13 protein-coding genes are annotated in these 17,491 nt (G+C 39.5%); 6 read left to right on the forward strand and 7 right to left on the reverse strand.

The window, feature by feature from the left end; genetic code table 11:
• Window positions 1-87: 87 nt before the first annotated feature.
• A complete protein-coding gene (locus OQ268_RS15075; protein WP_265857264.1) occupies window positions 88-2,640 on the reverse strand; it encodes an ABC transporter permease in 2,553 nt (850 codons plus the stop codon).
• A complete protein-coding gene (locus OQ268_RS15080; RefSeq protein WP_265857266.1) occupies window positions 2,615-3,307 on the reverse strand; it encodes an ABC transporter ATP-binding protein in 693 nt (230 codons plus the stop codon). Before OQ268_RS15080 ends, OQ268_RS15075 begins: the two co-directional genes overlap by 26 nt.
• A 100-nt stretch (window positions 3,308-3,407) precedes the next feature.
• Here OQ268_RS15080 and OQ268_RS15085 point away from each other — a divergent pair, with 100 nt between their 5' ends.
• The 5 genes from OQ268_RS15085 (at window position 3,408) to OQ268_RS15105 (ending at window position 8,889) form a co-directional block, all read left to right on the forward strand.
• Entirely contained in the window at window positions 3,408-4,091 is a 684-nt protein-coding gene (locus OQ268_RS15085; protein ID WP_265857267.1) for an arylesterase, read from the forward strand.
• A gap of 123 nt (window positions 4,092-4,214) precedes the next feature.
• Entirely contained in the window at window positions 4,215-4,508 is a 294-nt protein-coding gene (locus OQ268_RS15090; protein WP_265857268.1) for a hypothetical protein, read from the forward strand.
• A gap of 212 nt (window positions 4,509-4,720) precedes the next feature.
• Window positions 4,721-6,196 (forward strand): ankyrin repeat domain-containing protein, encoded by a 1,476-nt coding sequence (locus OQ268_RS15095; RefSeq protein WP_265857269.1) that lies wholly within the window; start codon window positions 4,721-4,723, stop codon window positions 6,194-6,196.
• 4 nt (window positions 6,197-6,200) lie between these two features.
• Window positions 6,201-6,686, forward strand: a complete 486-nt coding sequence (locus OQ268_RS15100) for a DUF2271 domain-containing protein (RefSeq protein WP_265857271.1) — start codon at window positions 6,201-6,203, stop codon at window positions 6,684-6,686.
• 13 nt (window positions 6,687-6,699) lie between these two features.
• A complete protein-coding gene (locus OQ268_RS15105; protein WP_265857273.1) occupies window positions 6,700-8,889 on the forward strand; it encodes a PepSY domain-containing protein in 2,190 nt (729 codons plus the stop codon).
• A 19-nt stretch (window positions 8,890-8,908) separates the two neighbouring features.
• Here OQ268_RS15105 and OQ268_RS15110 read toward each other — a convergent pair whose 3' ends face one another.
• From OQ268_RS15110 to OQ268_RS15130, 5 genes are all read right to left on the reverse strand, one after another.
• Window positions 8,909-9,928 carry an FAD:protein FMN transferase gene (locus tag OQ268_RS15110; RefSeq protein ID WP_265857275.1) on the reverse strand — a complete coding sequence of 340 codons (1,020 nt, stop codon included), beginning with the start codon at window positions 9,926-9,928 and terminating at the stop codon, window positions 8,909-8,911.
• Between the two features lie 123 nt (window positions 9,929-10,051).
• Window positions 10,052-12,445, reverse strand: coding sequence for a TonB-dependent receptor (locus OQ268_RS15115; protein ID WP_265857277.1), 2,394 nt, complete (start codon window positions 12,443-12,445; stop codon window positions 10,052-10,054).
• 252 nt (window positions 12,446-12,697) lie between these two features.
• On the reverse strand, window positions 12,698-13,267 hold the full coding sequence (gene infC, locus OQ268_RS15120; protein WP_265857279.1) for a translation initiation factor IF-3: 570 nt from the start codon (window positions 13,265-13,267) through the stop codon (window positions 12,698-12,700).
• 167 nt (window positions 13,268-13,434) lie between these two features.
• Window positions 13,435-14,670 (reverse strand): cation:proton antiporter, encoded by a 1,236-nt coding sequence (locus OQ268_RS15125; protein ID WP_265857280.1) that lies wholly within the window; start codon window positions 14,668-14,670, stop codon window positions 13,435-13,437.
• A gap of 46 nt (window positions 14,671-14,716) precedes the next feature.
• Entirely contained in the window at window positions 14,717-16,048 is a 1,332-nt protein-coding gene (locus OQ268_RS15130; RefSeq protein ID WP_265857281.1) for a TIGR00341 family protein, read from the reverse strand.
• 216 nt (window positions 16,049-16,264) lie between these two features.
• Between OQ268_RS15130 and OQ268_RS15135 the strand changes: the two genes are divergently transcribed.
• Window positions 16,265-17,485, forward strand: a complete 1,221-nt coding sequence (locus tag OQ268_RS15135; RefSeq protein ID WP_265857283.1) for a GAF domain-containing sensor histidine kinase — start codon at window positions 16,265-16,267, stop codon at window positions 17,483-17,485.
• The last annotated feature ends 6 nt before the right edge of the window (window positions 17,486-17,491 follow it).

The raw sequence follows: 17,491 nt of genomic DNA on the forward strand, positions 1-17,491 counted from the left end.
TAAAACAGCACATGCAAGTAGTCTACATTGGCAGTGTGTTTAGCGTAATATGGGTCATTCTATTATTGGCGACCAGTCACATTTAGGTTAACCTTCATTACGGAGTATTTTTAATGGTGGTTGATTCAAAATACTGCGTGTGCTTAAAACCCCGGTTACAATTACGATCACTAAAACCGAACCCAATAGTAAAAGGGTCGGCAGGAGTGGCGGGATAAACACCGCATCGAAAGCAAACTTAGCCAATACCCAACTTCCGGCAAAAGCCAAAATCATCCCCGCACCTGCGGCAAACACCGCAAGGAAGAAATATTCTATCGCATTGATGGCAACGATTTGCTTTTTGCTGGCGCCCATTGTTCGCAACAAGATGCTTTCTTTAACACGTTGGTTCCTGCTGGTTAGCACGGCCGATACCAATACAATCCACCCGGTAACCATACTAAAACCCGCCATAAACTGGATTACAAAACCGATCTTGTCCAGTAGTTCATCTAATAGTTTCAATACCAGATCCAAATCCACTACAGAAACATTTGGGAAATTCTTAACCACCTCACCTTGAAACGCTGCCGACTCGGCATTTGTAGGCACTCGGGTCATTAATACATGGAACTGCGGTGCTTGTTCTAATATTCCACTTGGAAAAACCACCCGAAAGTTGGTCTGCATTTTACTCCAGTTTACTTCCCTAAGGCTACCCACTACGGTTGGAATCATCATGCCCTGTACGTTAAATAGAATTTTATCGTTCAAGCCAACATTTATTTGTGCTGCGTAGCGCTGATCTAGCGAAATATAAACTGTTTCGTCGGGCTTAACTTTGCCAATCCATTTTCCTTCTACAATTTTCTCGGCAACGGTCAGCGTATCTTGATAAGTAGCACGAATCTCGTTTCTGTATGCCCTGCGGTTATTGGTATCAATGCCGGATGTTTTACCGTTGATTTCTTCAATGCGCATGGTAACCACGGGTACCTGATTAATCAACGGAAGTTTAAACGATTGCGTAAGGCTATCTAGCCCTTCCTTCTGCGAATTCTGGATATCGAACATCACCAGGTTTGGCTGGTTGCTACCTGATGATAATGTAACCCTGCTCATTAAAATACCCTGTACAAAAAATAATGTGCAAATGAAGGCTGTTGATAAACCTATTGATACTGTTAGCATTAAGGTTTGATTGTTAGGGCGATACAAATTGGCAAAGCCTTGTCGCCATAGGTAGTTTGCGGTGCTTGGTAAAAGCTTTCGCACCACGAACATTAAGATTTTTGAAAGCCCAATCAACAGTAAAAACGCAATGCCAATGCTTAGCGTAAAGGATAACGTTTGTACCCATGTTTTCATTTGCAAGTGCGTAAAAGCTACAATGAAAGCCACCATTGCCAGGTAAACCAACATATTTAAAGCATCAAAACGCTTTGCCTTTGCCTTTTCAAAGGATACCCTTATGGCATTAAGTGGCGATATTTTTCTTACCGATAATAAAGATGGCAACGCAAAAAGGACTGAAATAACCAAGCCTAGTAATATTCCCTGGGTAACGGCAGGCCATGAAATTTGCATTGTAATTTCTACCGGGAGAAAATCTTTAAGTACGATTGGCAAAAGAAATTGTATCCCGGTTCCAATGGCTGAACCTATAATTGCTGCAATTAACCCAATGAAAAAGACCTGTATGAGGTAGATTAAAAAAGCGTGTCTCGATTTTAAACCAAGGCAACGAAGCGTAGCGATGGCGCTTAACTTCTCTTGAATATACACGTGAATGGCGCTGCCAACACCTACGCACCCCAAAAGCAAAGCAATAAAACCCGAAAGAGCAAGAAATCTGTTTACATCTTTAAATGATCTTCCGGTTTGCTCCTTCCGAGATTCTACCGTGTCAGCGTCGAATCCTTCGGTCTCTAACTTATTTTCATTTTTCTTAACCCACTGGTCGATGCCGCTTGGATCATCATATTTATAATAGAATTTGTTATTGATTCTGCTGCCGGTTTTAATCAGATTAGTCTTATCTAATAAAGCCATTGGAATATACACAGTTGGTGCAACCGTAGCTGCAATACCGGTCTGTCCGGGTGCTTTAATTAAGCTGCCCGCAATCTTGAAACTTATATCACCCACTTTTAGCGAATCGCCAACCTTTGCGCCAAACTGGAGCATCAGGGTTTGGTCTACCAACGCATCCTGATTAGCCTGAAAGGTTTTGGCCGCGGCAGCAGGCATGGTTTCTATTATCCCATAATAGGGGTAGTTACCTTTCAATGCTTTCATTTGCACCAACCTGCTTCCTCCGCCTTTCTTAAAATAGATCATCGAGGCAAAGGTTTTCTCCTGAGAGCGGTCGTCTCCAAGGGTATCGAGCATTTTCTGCATCGATTTAGAAACCCCTTTTCTGCTATCTAATACCAGATCGGCTCCTGTAAGTTCTTTGGCTTGTGCATCGATATCGTTTTGCAAATTGTCTTTAAATGCATAAACTGCGACTAAAGCAGCAATACCTAAAACGATAGAAGATATGAATAACAACAAGCGAGAACGATTTTTGCGGCTGTCTCGCCAGGCCATTTTAAAAAGCCACGATAATTTTATCTTGGGCTGTGGGAGCTTATTGGGCATAACTTGGCTTTTCATCTGATATAATGGTACCGCCTTTAATCTTAATCGTTCGGCTGGTTTTTGCCGCAAGCTCTAAATCGTGGGTTACAATTACCAATGTAGTTCCTGCATCTTTATTCAAATCAAATAAAAGTTTAATCACTTTCTCACTGGTTTCCGCATCTAAATTTCCTGTAGGCTCATCGGCAAAAAGAATAGCCGGTTGATTGGAAAAAGCCCTTGCTAAAGATACCCGCTGCTGCTCGCCTCCAGAAAGTTGAACCGGGTAATGGTGCGCCCGTTCTGCTAGCCCAACTTTTTCTAACAGTTCCATAGCCTTTGTTTTAATCTGCTTTGCGCCTCTTAACTCCATAGGTACCATCACATTTTCTAAAGCGGTAAGGGTGGGTAACAATTGGAAATTTTGAAAGATAAAGCCTACATATTGATTTCTAACAGCGGCTCTTTCATCTTCATTTAATTTTTCAAGAGCAATATTGCTCAACTCCACAGATCCATTGCTTGCACTATCCAAACCTGCACATAACCCAAGTAATGTTGTTTTCCCACTGCCTGATGGGCCTGTAATGGCAACGGTAGCACCTTTTTCGATGGAGAAATTAATATCGCTTAAAACACTTAATGATCTTCCGGCGTTCTCGTATACTTTGCTTACATTCCGAATGTTTAAAATACTTTCCAATAGCTTATTCTTTTAGGATTTGTATATAGATATTTGCCAAACATAACCAAGCTTAGGCTGTTAAGATAATGGTTTTAAATTAGAGCAATAAATAAATAATATGTTACGAAAACGCTTGATTGGCTTAATTGTTTTAGGGATAACTGTTATGGCCTGCAGCAATAAAAAAAGCGAAAACTCAAACGATGAAAATTCAGACTCGGTAAAGCAGGGTCGAAATGTTTCAGCGTCAAAACAAAAGAACATCCTTTTTTTTGGAACCAGCCTTACTGCTGGTTATGGTTTAGATCCTACGGAAGCTTACCCGGCGCTCATTCAAAATAAAATCGATTCATTGAAGATGCCATACAAGGTTATCAATGGTGGTTTAAGTGGCGAAACATCTGCAGCAGGTAAAAGTAGAATTTCCTGGTTGCTGAAACAGCCCATTGATATTTTTGTGCTAGAACTAGGCGCAAATGATGGTTTACGTGGGTTACCAATTGCGCAAACGCAGAAAAATCTCCAAAGCATTATTGATAGTGTGAAAACAAAATATCCACGCGTAAAAATGGTGATGGCAGGCATGCAGGTGCCTCCAAATATGGGCGCCAAATACGCAAATGATTTTAAAAATATCTTTCCAACATTGGCTAAAAAAAATGATATGTTGCTTATTCCATTTTTGCTCGATCGGGTAGGGGGCGTGCCTAAGCTCAATCAGGATGATGGGATTCATCCAACAGCTGAAGGCGATAAAATCCTTGCCGAAAACGTATGGGTAGTATTGAAAGATTTGCTTTAAGGCGTAGTTCATCCCGCCAGGAAATATGAAATAACCTGGCAAATAAGCCTTTTGTATATGGTCTGTTACAATTATTCTTTTTTTGAATAAATTGTTAAATTTAGGCAACAAAACCATAAGCGCATGGAAAACCTAAAGACCGATACTAAAATTACTATGTTTCTCAATAGGATAAAAGCTGAATGGCCTGGAGTTGTAGAACGTTTCGAATTTAAAACAACAACTGTTATTTACGTTCACTTAAAAGAAGGCATATCTAGTGGCGATTTTTTGAGTAAGCTGGCCAAGAAAGTAGAGCGCTTTGTCGATTTTAGCAATCCAATAATTCTTTACCATGTCGAAAGCGATGGCATGAAATTAAGATCGCACCCGATTAATTGGTACTCATCAATTGAACATAAAACATCTTTAGGTTAGTATTTCCAAATTGCTGTTTCATTTGTGATTACGTTATGTAAATCAAAGGATGAAATGGCTATTAAATAGGTGCACAAAACACATGCTCTCTGTGTTATTTTTAATTAGTTTAAATAATTTAAGTTTTTCTATCGTTATTTAGAATGATTCTTGCTAACTTAGCAGCATCCTTCCGGGATAATATTGTGTTCCTGAAGAGTTGATTAAGCAGTATGATAAGAAAATTTCTATTTACGATATTGGCCATGTCTGCATTGGGCGTACAGGCACAGAAAAATGTATTCTTCGATCCGGCTTTTTGGAAAGGCAATCCAGATCTTTCGACTATAAAATCGGAGGTAGAAAAAGGGAATAGTCCATCTCAATTAAACCCGATGTCTTTTGATGCAGCAGTTTATGCCATCAACAACGGTGCCTCAGCAGCGTCAATTTTGTATCTCTTGGCGCAGAAAGGCAATGATGTAAATAAAATTACGCATGATAGCAGAACCTATTTATTCTGGGCGGCCTCAAAAGGGAATATCCCAGTGGTGGAATATTTGCTTAAGAATGGAGCAAAAGTAAATCTTCAGGATAGTCATGGTGCCACGCCACTAACTTTCGCAGCGGGTGCAGGCCAGGCCGATACCAAAGTTTACGATTTGCTTTTGGCAAACGGCGCAGACCTAAAGAAAGAACTCAATCATGATGGTGCTAATGCGCTTTTAATCGGCATTGCGAATGATAAAGATTTTAAGCTTACGGATTATTTTGTCGCCAAGGGATTAAGTTTGAACAGTGTAGATGCTGCCGGAAATACGGCTTTTAATTATGCTGCAAAAACAGGTAACATTGAAACAATGAACAGGCTTATTGCAAAAGGCGTAAAGTATAATGATAATGCTTTTATCATGGCAGCGCAGGGCGGTAGGGGTAGCAGCAATACCGTAGCAACTTATCAATATTTGGAAGGATTAAAGTTGAAACCAACAGCTTTGGGCAGTAACGGCGAAAATGCATTGTTTTATATCGTACGGAAGCCAAATCAGGATGAAGTTATCAACTACTTCCTATCTAAAGGTGTTGATGTAAATCAAGCAGACAAAGATGGAAATACCCCTTTTATTGCTGCGGCTGGATCATCCAAATCTGTACCTACGCTAACACTACTAGCAAAAAGCCTAAAAAATATCGATCAACAAAATGCCAAAGGCGCTTCTGCCTTATCCATGGCGGTTAGGAATAATAGTGCAGAAATTGTAGCGTTTTTGGTTAATAAAGGCGCAAAGCTAGATGTGGTAGATTTAGAAGGCAACAATTTAGCTTACTACCTTTTTCAATCTTACAGTCCACGTACGATAGAAGATTTTGATGCAAAACTCAAAATGCTTACTGATAATGGTTTAAATGTTTCAGAAGTGCAACCTAATGGCAACACATTGTATCATTTGGCTGTTGCTAAGAATGATATCGCATTAGCTAAACTGCTAGCAACTTATAAGATCGATGTGAATTTGAAAAATAAGGAAGGCTACACGCCGCTACACAAGGCCGCGATGACAGCTAAAGACACTGATTTGATGAAATACCTCTTGACTATTGGTGCGAAAAAAGATGTAGGCACAGACTTTAAGGAAACACCATACGATCTCGCATCTGAAAATGAATTCTTATCCCAAAATAAAATATCAATAGATTTTTTAAAATAGAAAAATGATAAACTACCGTAGATTTTGTCTCGCTTTCACACTTTTCCTTTCGACAAACCTAGTGGCGCAAGCACAGCAAACCACTAAATATAAGTGCATGGTACAAATGACAAATTATGTGGGCGAAGGTGCTTACATTGCCGTATCCATGGTAGATGCGAAGGGGGCTTATGTGAAAACGCTTTACGTTATGGGTTCCGACAAAAAATGGTATCCTGATTTAAAGGAATGGAATAAGGCCTTCAAGAAAAAACCAACTAGTTTAAATGGCATTTCTGGTGCTTCTGTTACGGGTGGCGATAGGAGTGTTACCGTTTTCGAAATCGATAATGCAAAGATTAATAAGGGCTATAAACTACGTTTTGAAACTGCCGTTGAGGATAACAAGTATTACGCTAAAGATGCAGAAGTTCCCCTTACTACTGAAGGTTTGGCGGCAAGAACGGATGGCTCAGGTTACATCAGGTATGTGCGTTTTAGTGCAAACTAAATATAAAAGTTAAATGACCATTTCTATTTGGCGATATAGCCATTTAGCACTTGCTATTTCATCCTTTCTTTTTTTAACCCTGGCATCGGTAACTGGGGTAGTTTTATCTTTTAAGCCGGTAGTAGAGAAAAGCCAGTCATATCGTGCAAAAGACTTTGATCAGCTTACTTTAGCGAAACTATTGCCTGCGCTTAAAAAAGGTTTTAAAACCGTCGATGCTGTCAACATCGATCATAATCAGTTTGTAATTGTTAATGGAACAACGCATGCCGACCAATCTGGCCGGTTTTATATAGACCCAAATACTGGCGTGCTGCTTGGAAAACCAGCCAAAGAAAGCGCAATATTTACGTGGTCAACCAACTTGCACCGTTCGCTCTTTCTTCATGAAACAGGGCGTTTCTTTATTGGGCTAAGCTCTTTTTTGTTATTCCTGATTGCGACCTCTGGTACTGTGCTCATTATTCAGCGGCAGCGGGGTATAAAGCGATTCTTTACTAAAATAGTTAAAGATGGATTTGCCCAGTATTACCACGTAATTTTGGGGCGGTTATTGCTTGTTCCCATTATCATAATCTCTTTAACTGGAACTTACCTTTCGCTAGAAAGATTCGGCATTATTAAATCAGAAATAACTTCCGCTAAAGTAGATTTCGATGCTTTAAAAACTACACCCAGACAAGCTGTAACAGATTTCGATTTGTTTAAGCAAATTCACTTGAGTGAAGTGCAAGAAATAGAATTTCCATTTTCTGAGGATGTTGAAGATTATTTCACCATAAAATTAGCCTCGAAAGAAATTACGGTAAATCAAATTACGGGAGCGTTATTGACCGAAAACCGATATTCCACGGCTATACTGTTAGCGAATTTGAGTACAGATCTTCATACTGGCAGAACAAATGCCATTTGGGCAATCGTATTGGGTATTGCATCGGCAAACATCATGTTTTTCATCTATTCGGGTTTTGTAATCATGTGGAAGCGAAGAAGTGGTCGTGTAAAAAACAAGTTTCCAGCAGGGCAAGCCGAATACATTATTTTAGTGGGTTCTGAAAATGGTTCTACATTTAAATTTGCAAACGCTATTAAAGCCGAGTTGATTAAAAATGGTAAAAAGCCTTTTGTAACAGAGTTAAATAACTACCAAGCATTTTCCAAAGCGAAACAAATACTGGTATTAACCGCTACCTACGGCTTAGGAGATGCCCCCACAAACGCTGTAAAGTTTAGTAAATTACTTGCTCAGTTTCCTCAACCCCATACTGTAGAATTCGGAGTTCTGGCTTTTGGATCACACGCTTACCCAGATTTTTGCAAATTTGGTTACCAAGTGAACAATTTACTGTCGCAACAGACCTGGGCAAAGCCAGTTTTAGAAATTCACACGGTAAACGATCGATCTTTATCAGATTTTAATAGATGGGCAACACTTTGGGCGCATCAAGCAGACATCACGTTAGATGATTTTTCTGATTTATTTCAGCATCATCATCCTAAAAAACAAGAATTTGAGGTATTAGGTAAAGTTCAAGTCGGGTACGAAGAGCCGTCGTTTCTGCTGCGCCTAAGTCCTTTGAAGAAGAAGAAATTTACTTCTGGAGATTTGCTTACAATTTACCCAGCCAACGATCACCGTGAGCGTCAATATTCCATCGGCAAGATTGGAAGTGAAATCCAGCTAAGTGTTAAACTTCATACTAATGGTTTAGGTTCTGGCTTTCTGTATGCTTTAACACCTGGACAGAAACTGTCTGCAACCATCATTTCCAATCCTCATTTCCATTTTCCTAAAGAGGCTAAGACTGTAATATTTGTGTCTAACGGAACCGGCATTGCGCCATTTTTGGGAATGGTAAGTGCTTACCATCAAAATAGAAATCTGCACTTGTACTGTGGTTTTAAAGATAGCGCAACCTTTGCCTTGTACGAGGGTGTGCTTGGTAAGGTGGACGAGAAATTGAAGAAACTTAACGTAGCATATTCACGCCAGGGGGAGAAAACTTACGTTAAGGATTTGCTGGCAAAAGATAGCCAGTTTATTGTAGACATGTTAAAAAAAGAAGGCGTAATGATGCTCTGTGGCTCATTAAGTATGCAAAAAGATGTATTAACCTGGTTAGATCTTGCGCTTAAAGAGGCGGGAGCTTGTTCTGCAAGCGATTATCAGGCAAAGGGCCAGATATTGATGGATTGTTATTAATCAACGTTGATGAATAGGCCTACCAGACTTTTTTCTTGGCTGCTTTCTTCCACCTTTTGATTTCACTGTCACTCAGATTTGCAGCGAAGTAATTTTGCTCATCATTAAATAAGATACAGCTATAGCTTGGAAACTGTTTCATTAACGCTAAGCCATGCGCTTTACCCAATACCATAATCGAAGTACTTAAGCCGTTGGCTAACATCGCATCTGGGCCGAATACAGTTACGCTGGTTAAGCCAGTTGATGGGTAGCCGGTTTTAGGGTTAATGATATGGGCATAACGTTTGCCATTAAAAATCACAAACTTTTCGTAGCTCCCTGAAGTAACCATGGCATTGTTCTTCAGTGGCACAATACCAAAGAGGCTATCTTTATTGAAAGGGTTGGTAATTCCAATTGCCCAGTGTTTCTGTTTTGGTGGTTTGCCCCAGGCACTCATATCACCCGATGCATTAACGATACCTGCCTTAATGCCTTTTTTAAGCATCATTTCCCGGCACCTGTCGGCTGCATAACCTTCTCCAAGTGCCCCGAATCCAATCTTCATTCCTTCAAGCTTTAGAAAAATAGTGGAGTTGGCCCGATCGAGTTCAATATTTTTGTAACCTACTTTTTCTACAGATTTTGCAATTGCCGCGGCTGTCGGCATTTTCTCCATCGATCCATCAAACTTCCAGATTTTATCCATGGCAGCAAAACTGATATCAAAGGCGCCGTTGGTAAGTTGAGAAAGGTGTATGGCACTTTCCGTGAGCTTAAAAACTTCAGCATCTACTTTTATCGGTTTTATGCCGGCATTTCTGTTCACTTCAGACACCTGTGAGGTACTTTTCCAATCTGAAATTAAATCCTCAATTCTTTTTATCTCCTTAATTACAGTGTCAATATTATCTTGGGCACTTTGAGCATCCTTGGCTACTATGGTGATTTCGAATTTACCGCCCATTAACAAGGTGGTGCGCTTCTTCAGTACTTGCCCGGAAACAGAGAAGAGTGATACCATTAGTAGCAATAAGGAAAGTTTTGATTTTAACATTTGTATTATTTGTAGCGGCAAATTTAGAAATTGTCTACATTAATAGTGACTTAGATTTCCCTGCAAAACACAACGAGCCTCAGGCACTTATGCCTGAAGCTCGTTAGTCAGCTATCTTTTCATTTAAAACTTATAAGATAGGGTTGTAAGGAATTGTCGGGGCGCAATAGGATTTACGCTATAATTTTCATGTACGAAGTAATTAAGCTCATTGGTTATGTTCGAAACCTTAGCAAGCAAAGAAAAACTTCTCCAGGTATAGCCGGCAGAAAAATCTAATGTGGTAAAGGCACTTAAAGGGATTAACCTGATATTGGTCGCATTTTTGGCATCGTTCCAGCCGCCATTTCTTTTCCCGGTATAGAAGGCCGAAGTTCCAAGTTTAAGCCCTTTAAACATCCCATCTTGCAAGGTATAGAAGAGGGTGGCATTTGCAGTATTTTTAGTAGTGCCCACCAGGCGCACATCTTCAATCATACCGGTAACATCCGCAGTATTGGTGTAACGCATATAATTGTAGCTGTATCCAAACAACAGGTTTAACCCTTTTGCTAAATTTCCTGTTACATCCAGTTCTAAGCCATCGCTTGTGGTTTCACCATTCAACTGCCTAAATATAGTACTTGTTGTGCCATCCGGTAAAATTGCAGCTTGCGAAATGTTATTGTTGATTATCTTGTAATAAGTTAGGTTTACAGAAAGCTTGCCACCTAAGAAATCATTCTTAATTCCCGTTTCGTATTGGTCTACCACCGATGGCTTTAAGGCTTCATTGTTGATGTCTACCCCCGAGTTCGGAATAAAATTGTTCGCATAGCTTACATATAATGACGTAGTTTTTAAGGGTTGATAAATCAAACCTAACTTAGGTGAAATGGCATCATCAAACTTAGTTGCACCTTTCGTCAGGTTTCCTGATTCTAAACTTGTAGCACGAGGACTAGCTGTTTTCTGATTGGTGTAGCGCAAACCTGCAAGAACTTTGAATTTCTCGCTTAGTTCTACCAAATCCTGTACAAAAGCACCGTATCTATAAATTGGCGCCAACGTTCTGCTGATATTGAATGCTTCGGGCATAATACCTGAACCATAATAAGTATTTGGATCGAAAAGGTTTACATTACCATAGTTGAATGTCGTAATATTTGCACCCTGAGCAGTTTTTCCATAGGCGAAGGCGTTACTTGTAACACGAGATTGATCTGCATCTAAACCAAACAATAAAGTATGCTTAACATTTCCTGTAGTGAACTTGCCATTGAGGTTCATTTGTTGGTTATAGGTATATTCTTGCGTAATTGCCCTGGCTAAATTTCTTGCGGATATGCCACTAGCATTTGCCTGGATGCGCTCCGAACCGTAGTAATTTCGGTTGTAAGATTGAAACGAACCAATAACATTTAGTTTCCAGTTATTGCTTAGACTATGTGAAATGTTGGCTTGTGCGGTTGCCGTGTTAGTCTTGTTATAAGCCCAGGGTGTATTGATGAATTTGTCTCGGCCATAGTCTATTATTTGACTGTTTACAGAGCCTACTCCAAAATCTGGTGTATAGTCGCTTTTCAGATAGTCACCCTGCACTAAAATTTCAGTTTGCTCGCTAACTTTATAAAGTAACGAAGGATTGATATATAGCCGGTTTGATTTTACAAAATCTCGAAAACTGCCCGCATTCTCATATGTAGCTATTGCCCTGAAGGCAAGTTTTTTAGATATTGGACCGTATAGGTCAACAGTGGGCTTGTATTGGTTGTAGCTTCCCGTACGCATAAGTACCTCACCACCTGACTCAAATTTTGGTTTTTTGGTAATCATGTTAACCACAGCGCCACCAGAAACTCCACCATATAATAGTGCCGCACTTCCTTTCAATACTTCTACTGATTCTAAGGTGCTGGCCTCTGGGCTGCCCCCGATAGATGTTCTGGCACCATTCTTAAATACGTTATTACTTCCTAAACTATAGCCCCTGGCATAAAAATTTTCGCCCACTGAACCGCGATTTGCACCTAACGCTACGCCGTTAACGTTCTTCATTACATCTCCCAAGCTATTCGCCTGTTGATCTGCAATCACCTCTGTACCTATAACTTGTACTGCCTGAGGCAAATCTTTCGGAGCAATAGCAATCTTACCAAGATTAACAGGTTTTGTATTGGGCGTTCTATATCCTGTTACTGCTACTTCATCTAATTGTGCAGATGATGCTGCCATCATAAAATTGATCTCAGTTGTTTGTCCCGCGGAAACCGAAATAGTCTTTTCTTGCCCTGCTATTCCTATTGCGGAAACTTTTAGTAAGTATTTTCCCGAAGCTATATTCTTTAAGATAAACTTTCCCTGCTCATCGCTTTGAGTTGTTTTATTGGTGCCTTGCAGCCCGATACTCACAAATGGAGCTGGGTTATTATCACTTGAAGTGATTGTTCCGGTTATTGTACCAGTCTTTGTTTGCGCATAAATGGTCTGTGCCATCAAAGCCAAGAGGATAAAGCTAAAAGTAAATTTTCTACACATCTTATTTAGATTGATTCTTATTTAGGGCAAAGAAAGTATATTTTTGCTTTAAAAAGAAATTATTTTTAATTATTCTAAATAAGGATAAGGATTTACACTTAATACGCTTAGGATGATATTATTCTAGAGGAAGCCTGGATGCGAGACAACACAGAATGCTTTGATTGGTAAAATCAGCCGCAAAAAAAAAGTCCTTTGATAGGGGACATACCACCATCAAAGGACTTTTTTCATTTTTATAATGTCGAAGCTTTACTTCTTACCAACTTTTGGTGCCAAGGTTAGAAACATACGCTTTCCTTCTAATTTTGGAAGAAGCTCAACTTTGCCAATTTCTTCCAGCGCCTGGGCAAATTTTAAGAGTAAGATTTCTCCTTGATCTTTATAGACTATTGAACGGCCCTTGAAATGTACAAAGGCTCTAACTTTTTCACCGCTTTCTAAAAATGAAACGGCGTGCTTCAGTTTAAATTGAAAATCATGATCATCTGTGTTTGGACCAAACCGAATATCCTTAATAATAGTTTGTTTAGCCTTAGACTTAATTTCCTTTTGCTTTTTCTTCTGTTCGTAAAGAAATTTACTGTAATCGATAATTCTACACACCGGGGGAACGGCATTAGGAGAAATTTCTACAAGGTCTAAGCCTTGTTCTTCTGCCAGTTGCACAGCTTGTGCTAATGGATAGATGGCGGTTTCAACGTTTTCGCCTCTTAACCTTACCTCTGCCGAAGTAATAAATTGGTTGATCTTGTGTTCTGCTTCTTTCTTTCTGAAGGGCAAGCGTGGCCCTCTGTAAAATCCTGCTCTTTTTAATGCCAAATTTGATGAGTTTAAATTAATATTGAACCATTTAACTGATCTCGAAAAAATCAGTGTTGAGATAATATACGTTTTTAAACCCAAAATAACAATACAGATTTCGATGATGACATTACCAGGATATAAGATTTTAAGCTTTGCATCAGGCAAACCCTATTTTACATTTACTAATACCCTAGTTTTTTTGCAAGCTTACCGATGGTAAGGCCTTGCACAAGTATGGAGAAAATGACGATGATATAAGTAATGAGCACAAATTGATCGCGATACATTAATGGGCCTAATGACAAGGCTAAAGCTACTGATATTCCACCCCTTAAACCTCCCCAGGTCATGATAGTAACAGCATGTTTTTCGAAATCTACTTTGTAGCGCATCAGTGAAACAGGAAGAACCACCGAAATCCATCGGGCCAGCAAAACAACAACAATGCAAATGATTCCGATCCAAAAAACAGTTTGGTCTATTTTAATAATCAACATTTCTATCCCAATGAAAAGAAAAAGCACTGCGTTGAGAATTTCATCAATCATCTCCCAGAACTTACCTAGATAGTCTCGGGTAAGATCAGACATACCCTCACGTTTAGATTTATTACCCGTAAATATTCCCGCGACTACCATAGCAAGGGGTCCCGATACGTGCAAGCTTCCTGCAAGAAAATATCCACCAGTTACAATAGCCAATGTGATGAGGACTTCAACTTTGTAATCGTCTATAGAACGTAATGCCCAATACCCGATATAGCCGAGCAACACGCCAAATAAAATTCCACCAATTGCCTCTACCAGGAACAATTTGCCAATAGACAAGACCGAAATATCCGCACTTGAAGACCTTGCGATTTCTGCGATGCTAATAAATACAACCACAGCAACGCCATCATTAAATAATGATTCACCAGAAATTTTAAGCTCGAGGCTAGCGGGGATGTTCGATTTCTTTAGAATACCTAACACGGCAATAGGATCTGTAGGGGATATTAATGCGCCAAATAAAAGGCAGTAAATTAAGGGAATAGGCATACCGAACCAGCCAAATAGGTAATGCACCAATAAGCCTACCACGAAAGTGGATATAAGAATGCCCACAGTAGCGAGTACAATAACAGGGAAACGTTCCGATTTTAGTTTGCCAGCGTCTACGTGAATGGCTCCGGCAAACAGTAGAAAACTCAGCATAAAGTTCATCAAAACATCTTGGAAATCTACTGATCTGGCCAGTGAAAGTGCCTTTGTAGAAATAAAGCTTGTAGCACTCCCTAAACTAACCAGTAATACAGACGAGATAAGTGATAAAGCCATGATCCCAATGGTTGGTGGCCATTTGATGAAACGGTGGTTAATGTAGGCAAATAGTGCTGCCAGTACGATTGTGATGGCGATAATTTCTTGTGTACTCAATTGATAAAGGTTTGGTTGTGCGTTTTTATTGAATAGAACTGATGAACTAATTTAAAACAATTTTTACAGAATCGCCCTTAACCCGTGTTCTGAGCCATTTTTCTAGGCGCTCTTTTGTACCGGGCGTCAACCTTCCGTTTAAATCGCCGTTAAATAGTATTACAGTATCTTTCTTGGTGCTATCGATTAAATTAACCACCGTATTTGATAAGCTGTAGGATCTTATTTCTGGAAAAAGAGCCCCAATTTCGGAGCGGATGTCTGGCAAGGGTTGTTCCAAAGGATTCACTTTGTTATTTGATGTAGTGAGGTTTTCATTTTTAAAAACATCTTCCATAATGCTGGCTTTAATTTGAGAAAAATCGATTTCCTGCCTGGCGCTCAAACCCTGTCTGATCATAAGTTTAGTTCCCGCGAGCTTATATCTTTTGAGGTGTTCTTTGATGCCCTTTATCGTGGTTGCAGGCAATTCCTCTCCAATTAAAAGCAAGTCTATTTCTTTCTGTTTAGCACTGTATTTAAATGATTTATTTACAACTTGTGTATTCTGAAACTTAAATTCTTCTCTAATGAAAATCTGAGCGTTATTTTCGAAAATACTTTTCTGAACAATTCCGTAAGCCAGGTAAATGCTAGGCAAAATAGTAATGAGCACGCTAATTAAAATATACCTCGACACTTTCTTCTCCGTCCCTTTATCTTCGAAATGCTTTTTCTGGAACCTAAGAAAACGTACGATTAGGTAGGTTGATATGCAGATGAAAAGGCTATTGATAAAAAAGAGATAGATTGCACCAAGAAAATAGAGAAAATTTCCGCTTGCCAAACCATAACCCGCAGTACATAATGGAGGCATGAGTGCGGTAGCAATGGCCACACCAGGAATCACGTTGCTTTTTTCTTTACGCGTTACCGCGATAATTCCTGCCAAGCCTCCGGCAAAAGCGATGAAAACATCCCAAATAGAAGGTGTAGTTCGGGCCAGTAATTCACTTTGCGCATCGTGTAAGGGGGTTATATAAAAATACAATGTAGATGTTGCGATACTTATGATAGTAGCAATCAGCAAATTTCGGCCACCTCGTTTTACCAGATTAAAGTCGTTAGTGCCTATACCAAGCCCAATGCCCATAATCGGACCCATAAGGGGCGAAATGAGCATGGCCCCAATAACCACGGCAGTGGAGTTAACATTTAAACCGATTGATGCAATTAGAATAGCAAATATTAATGTCCACAAGTTGCCGCCTACAAATATTGAATTCCGCGTAATGGAATCTACAACCTCTGTTTCACTGGCTTTGTCGAGCTGGAGATTAAACCGGTTGGAAAAAAACTCCTTAAGTGCGCCAGAAACATCCCCTTTTTGTTGTTGCATATCATGATTAATTTATTAGCCAGTTGCATCGTGGAACAGGTTTGCCTTTATGCTGCTCCAAAATGATTGGTTAGTTATCGAACAAAACAAGTGATATTTTGTTGAGATGACAAAAAAATATCTTTCCAATTGAAAAATAGTTACCAGGATTAACCCATATATCCAATGCATAAACCTTAGAATTTAGCTAATTTGTTATACCTTTAGGCGAGAAATATGATTGAAATTCCCTACCCAGAAAATGAGTTAAAGCGTTTGCATGCGCTTGAAAGCTATGGCTTAATGGATAGTGGTAGTGATCCTGATTTCGATTCCATTGCGCTTATTGCATCTACGATATGTGGCATTCCAATGGCATTGATTACCTTTATTGATGATAAAAGGCAATATTTCAAATCGCATGTAGGAACAGAGCTAACCGAAAATCTTCGTGAACTTTCTTTCTGTACACATGCTATCGCATCGGCAGATGATATTATGATTGTTGAAGATGCCAGGCAGGATCTTCGTTTTGCCAATAATCCGGTAGTTACCGGACCAACAAATGTTGTTTTCTATGCTGGTGTACCACTTATAAATGAAAATGGGTTTGCTTTGGGAACCATTTGTGTATTAGATCAAAAAACGCATAAACTTAATGGCTCACAAGTTGCCGCATTGCAGTCGCTGGCTAAGCAAGTAATCGATAAAATAGAGTTAAAAAAGAAAGTTGCGACTTTAGAACTTGCTAACAGAGAGCTTTTGAATGCCAATACACTCATCCAAAAGTTTGCTTCAATGGCTGCTCATGACATTAAAAATCCGTTGAGTAGCGTTTCTTTAACTTCTCAGTTAATTAGAAAAATAGCGATAAACAACAGCGATGAGCGACTTGCTAAATTGGCAGATTTAAACATTTCCTCTGCAAAATCTTTATTATCTCTTGTTGATGAAATGCTGGATTATTCCAAATCTCCAGAAAGACTATTTGCACGAAAACAGCGCATTAATGTAGCAGCACTCTTCGAGCGGATAAATAACCTAACAAATATTCCGGATAGTGTGAAGGTGGATTATTCTACATCGCTTAGCGAGATTGTATTTCCTTCCATTGCGGTTGAACAAATCATGCTAAATTTGCTTTCTAACGCGATAAGGTATAATGACAAGGAATATGGCCAAATTTCGATTAGCCTAAGTCATGATGTGGACCATTACATTTTGAAGGTGGCCGATAATGGGATGGGTATTGCTGAAGAACACCACGAACTTATTTTTCATCCAGATACCACGCTGGCCAATCAAGACAGGTTTGGTGCTAAAAGCACTGGCATTGGCCTATCTACTGTTAAAAATTTAGTTAATGCGCTTAACGGATCCATATACCTGGAATCGGTGCTTGGGGCTGGCACCACATTTACGATAAATTTAAGAAAGATGATTGAAAGGGAAGACTAATGCCTT

This window comes from Pedobacter sandarakinus, from assembly GCF_026240095.1.
Taxonomy (GTDB): domain Bacteria; phylum Bacteroidota; class Bacteroidia; order Sphingobacteriales; family Sphingobacteriaceae; genus Pedobacter; species Pedobacter sandarakinus.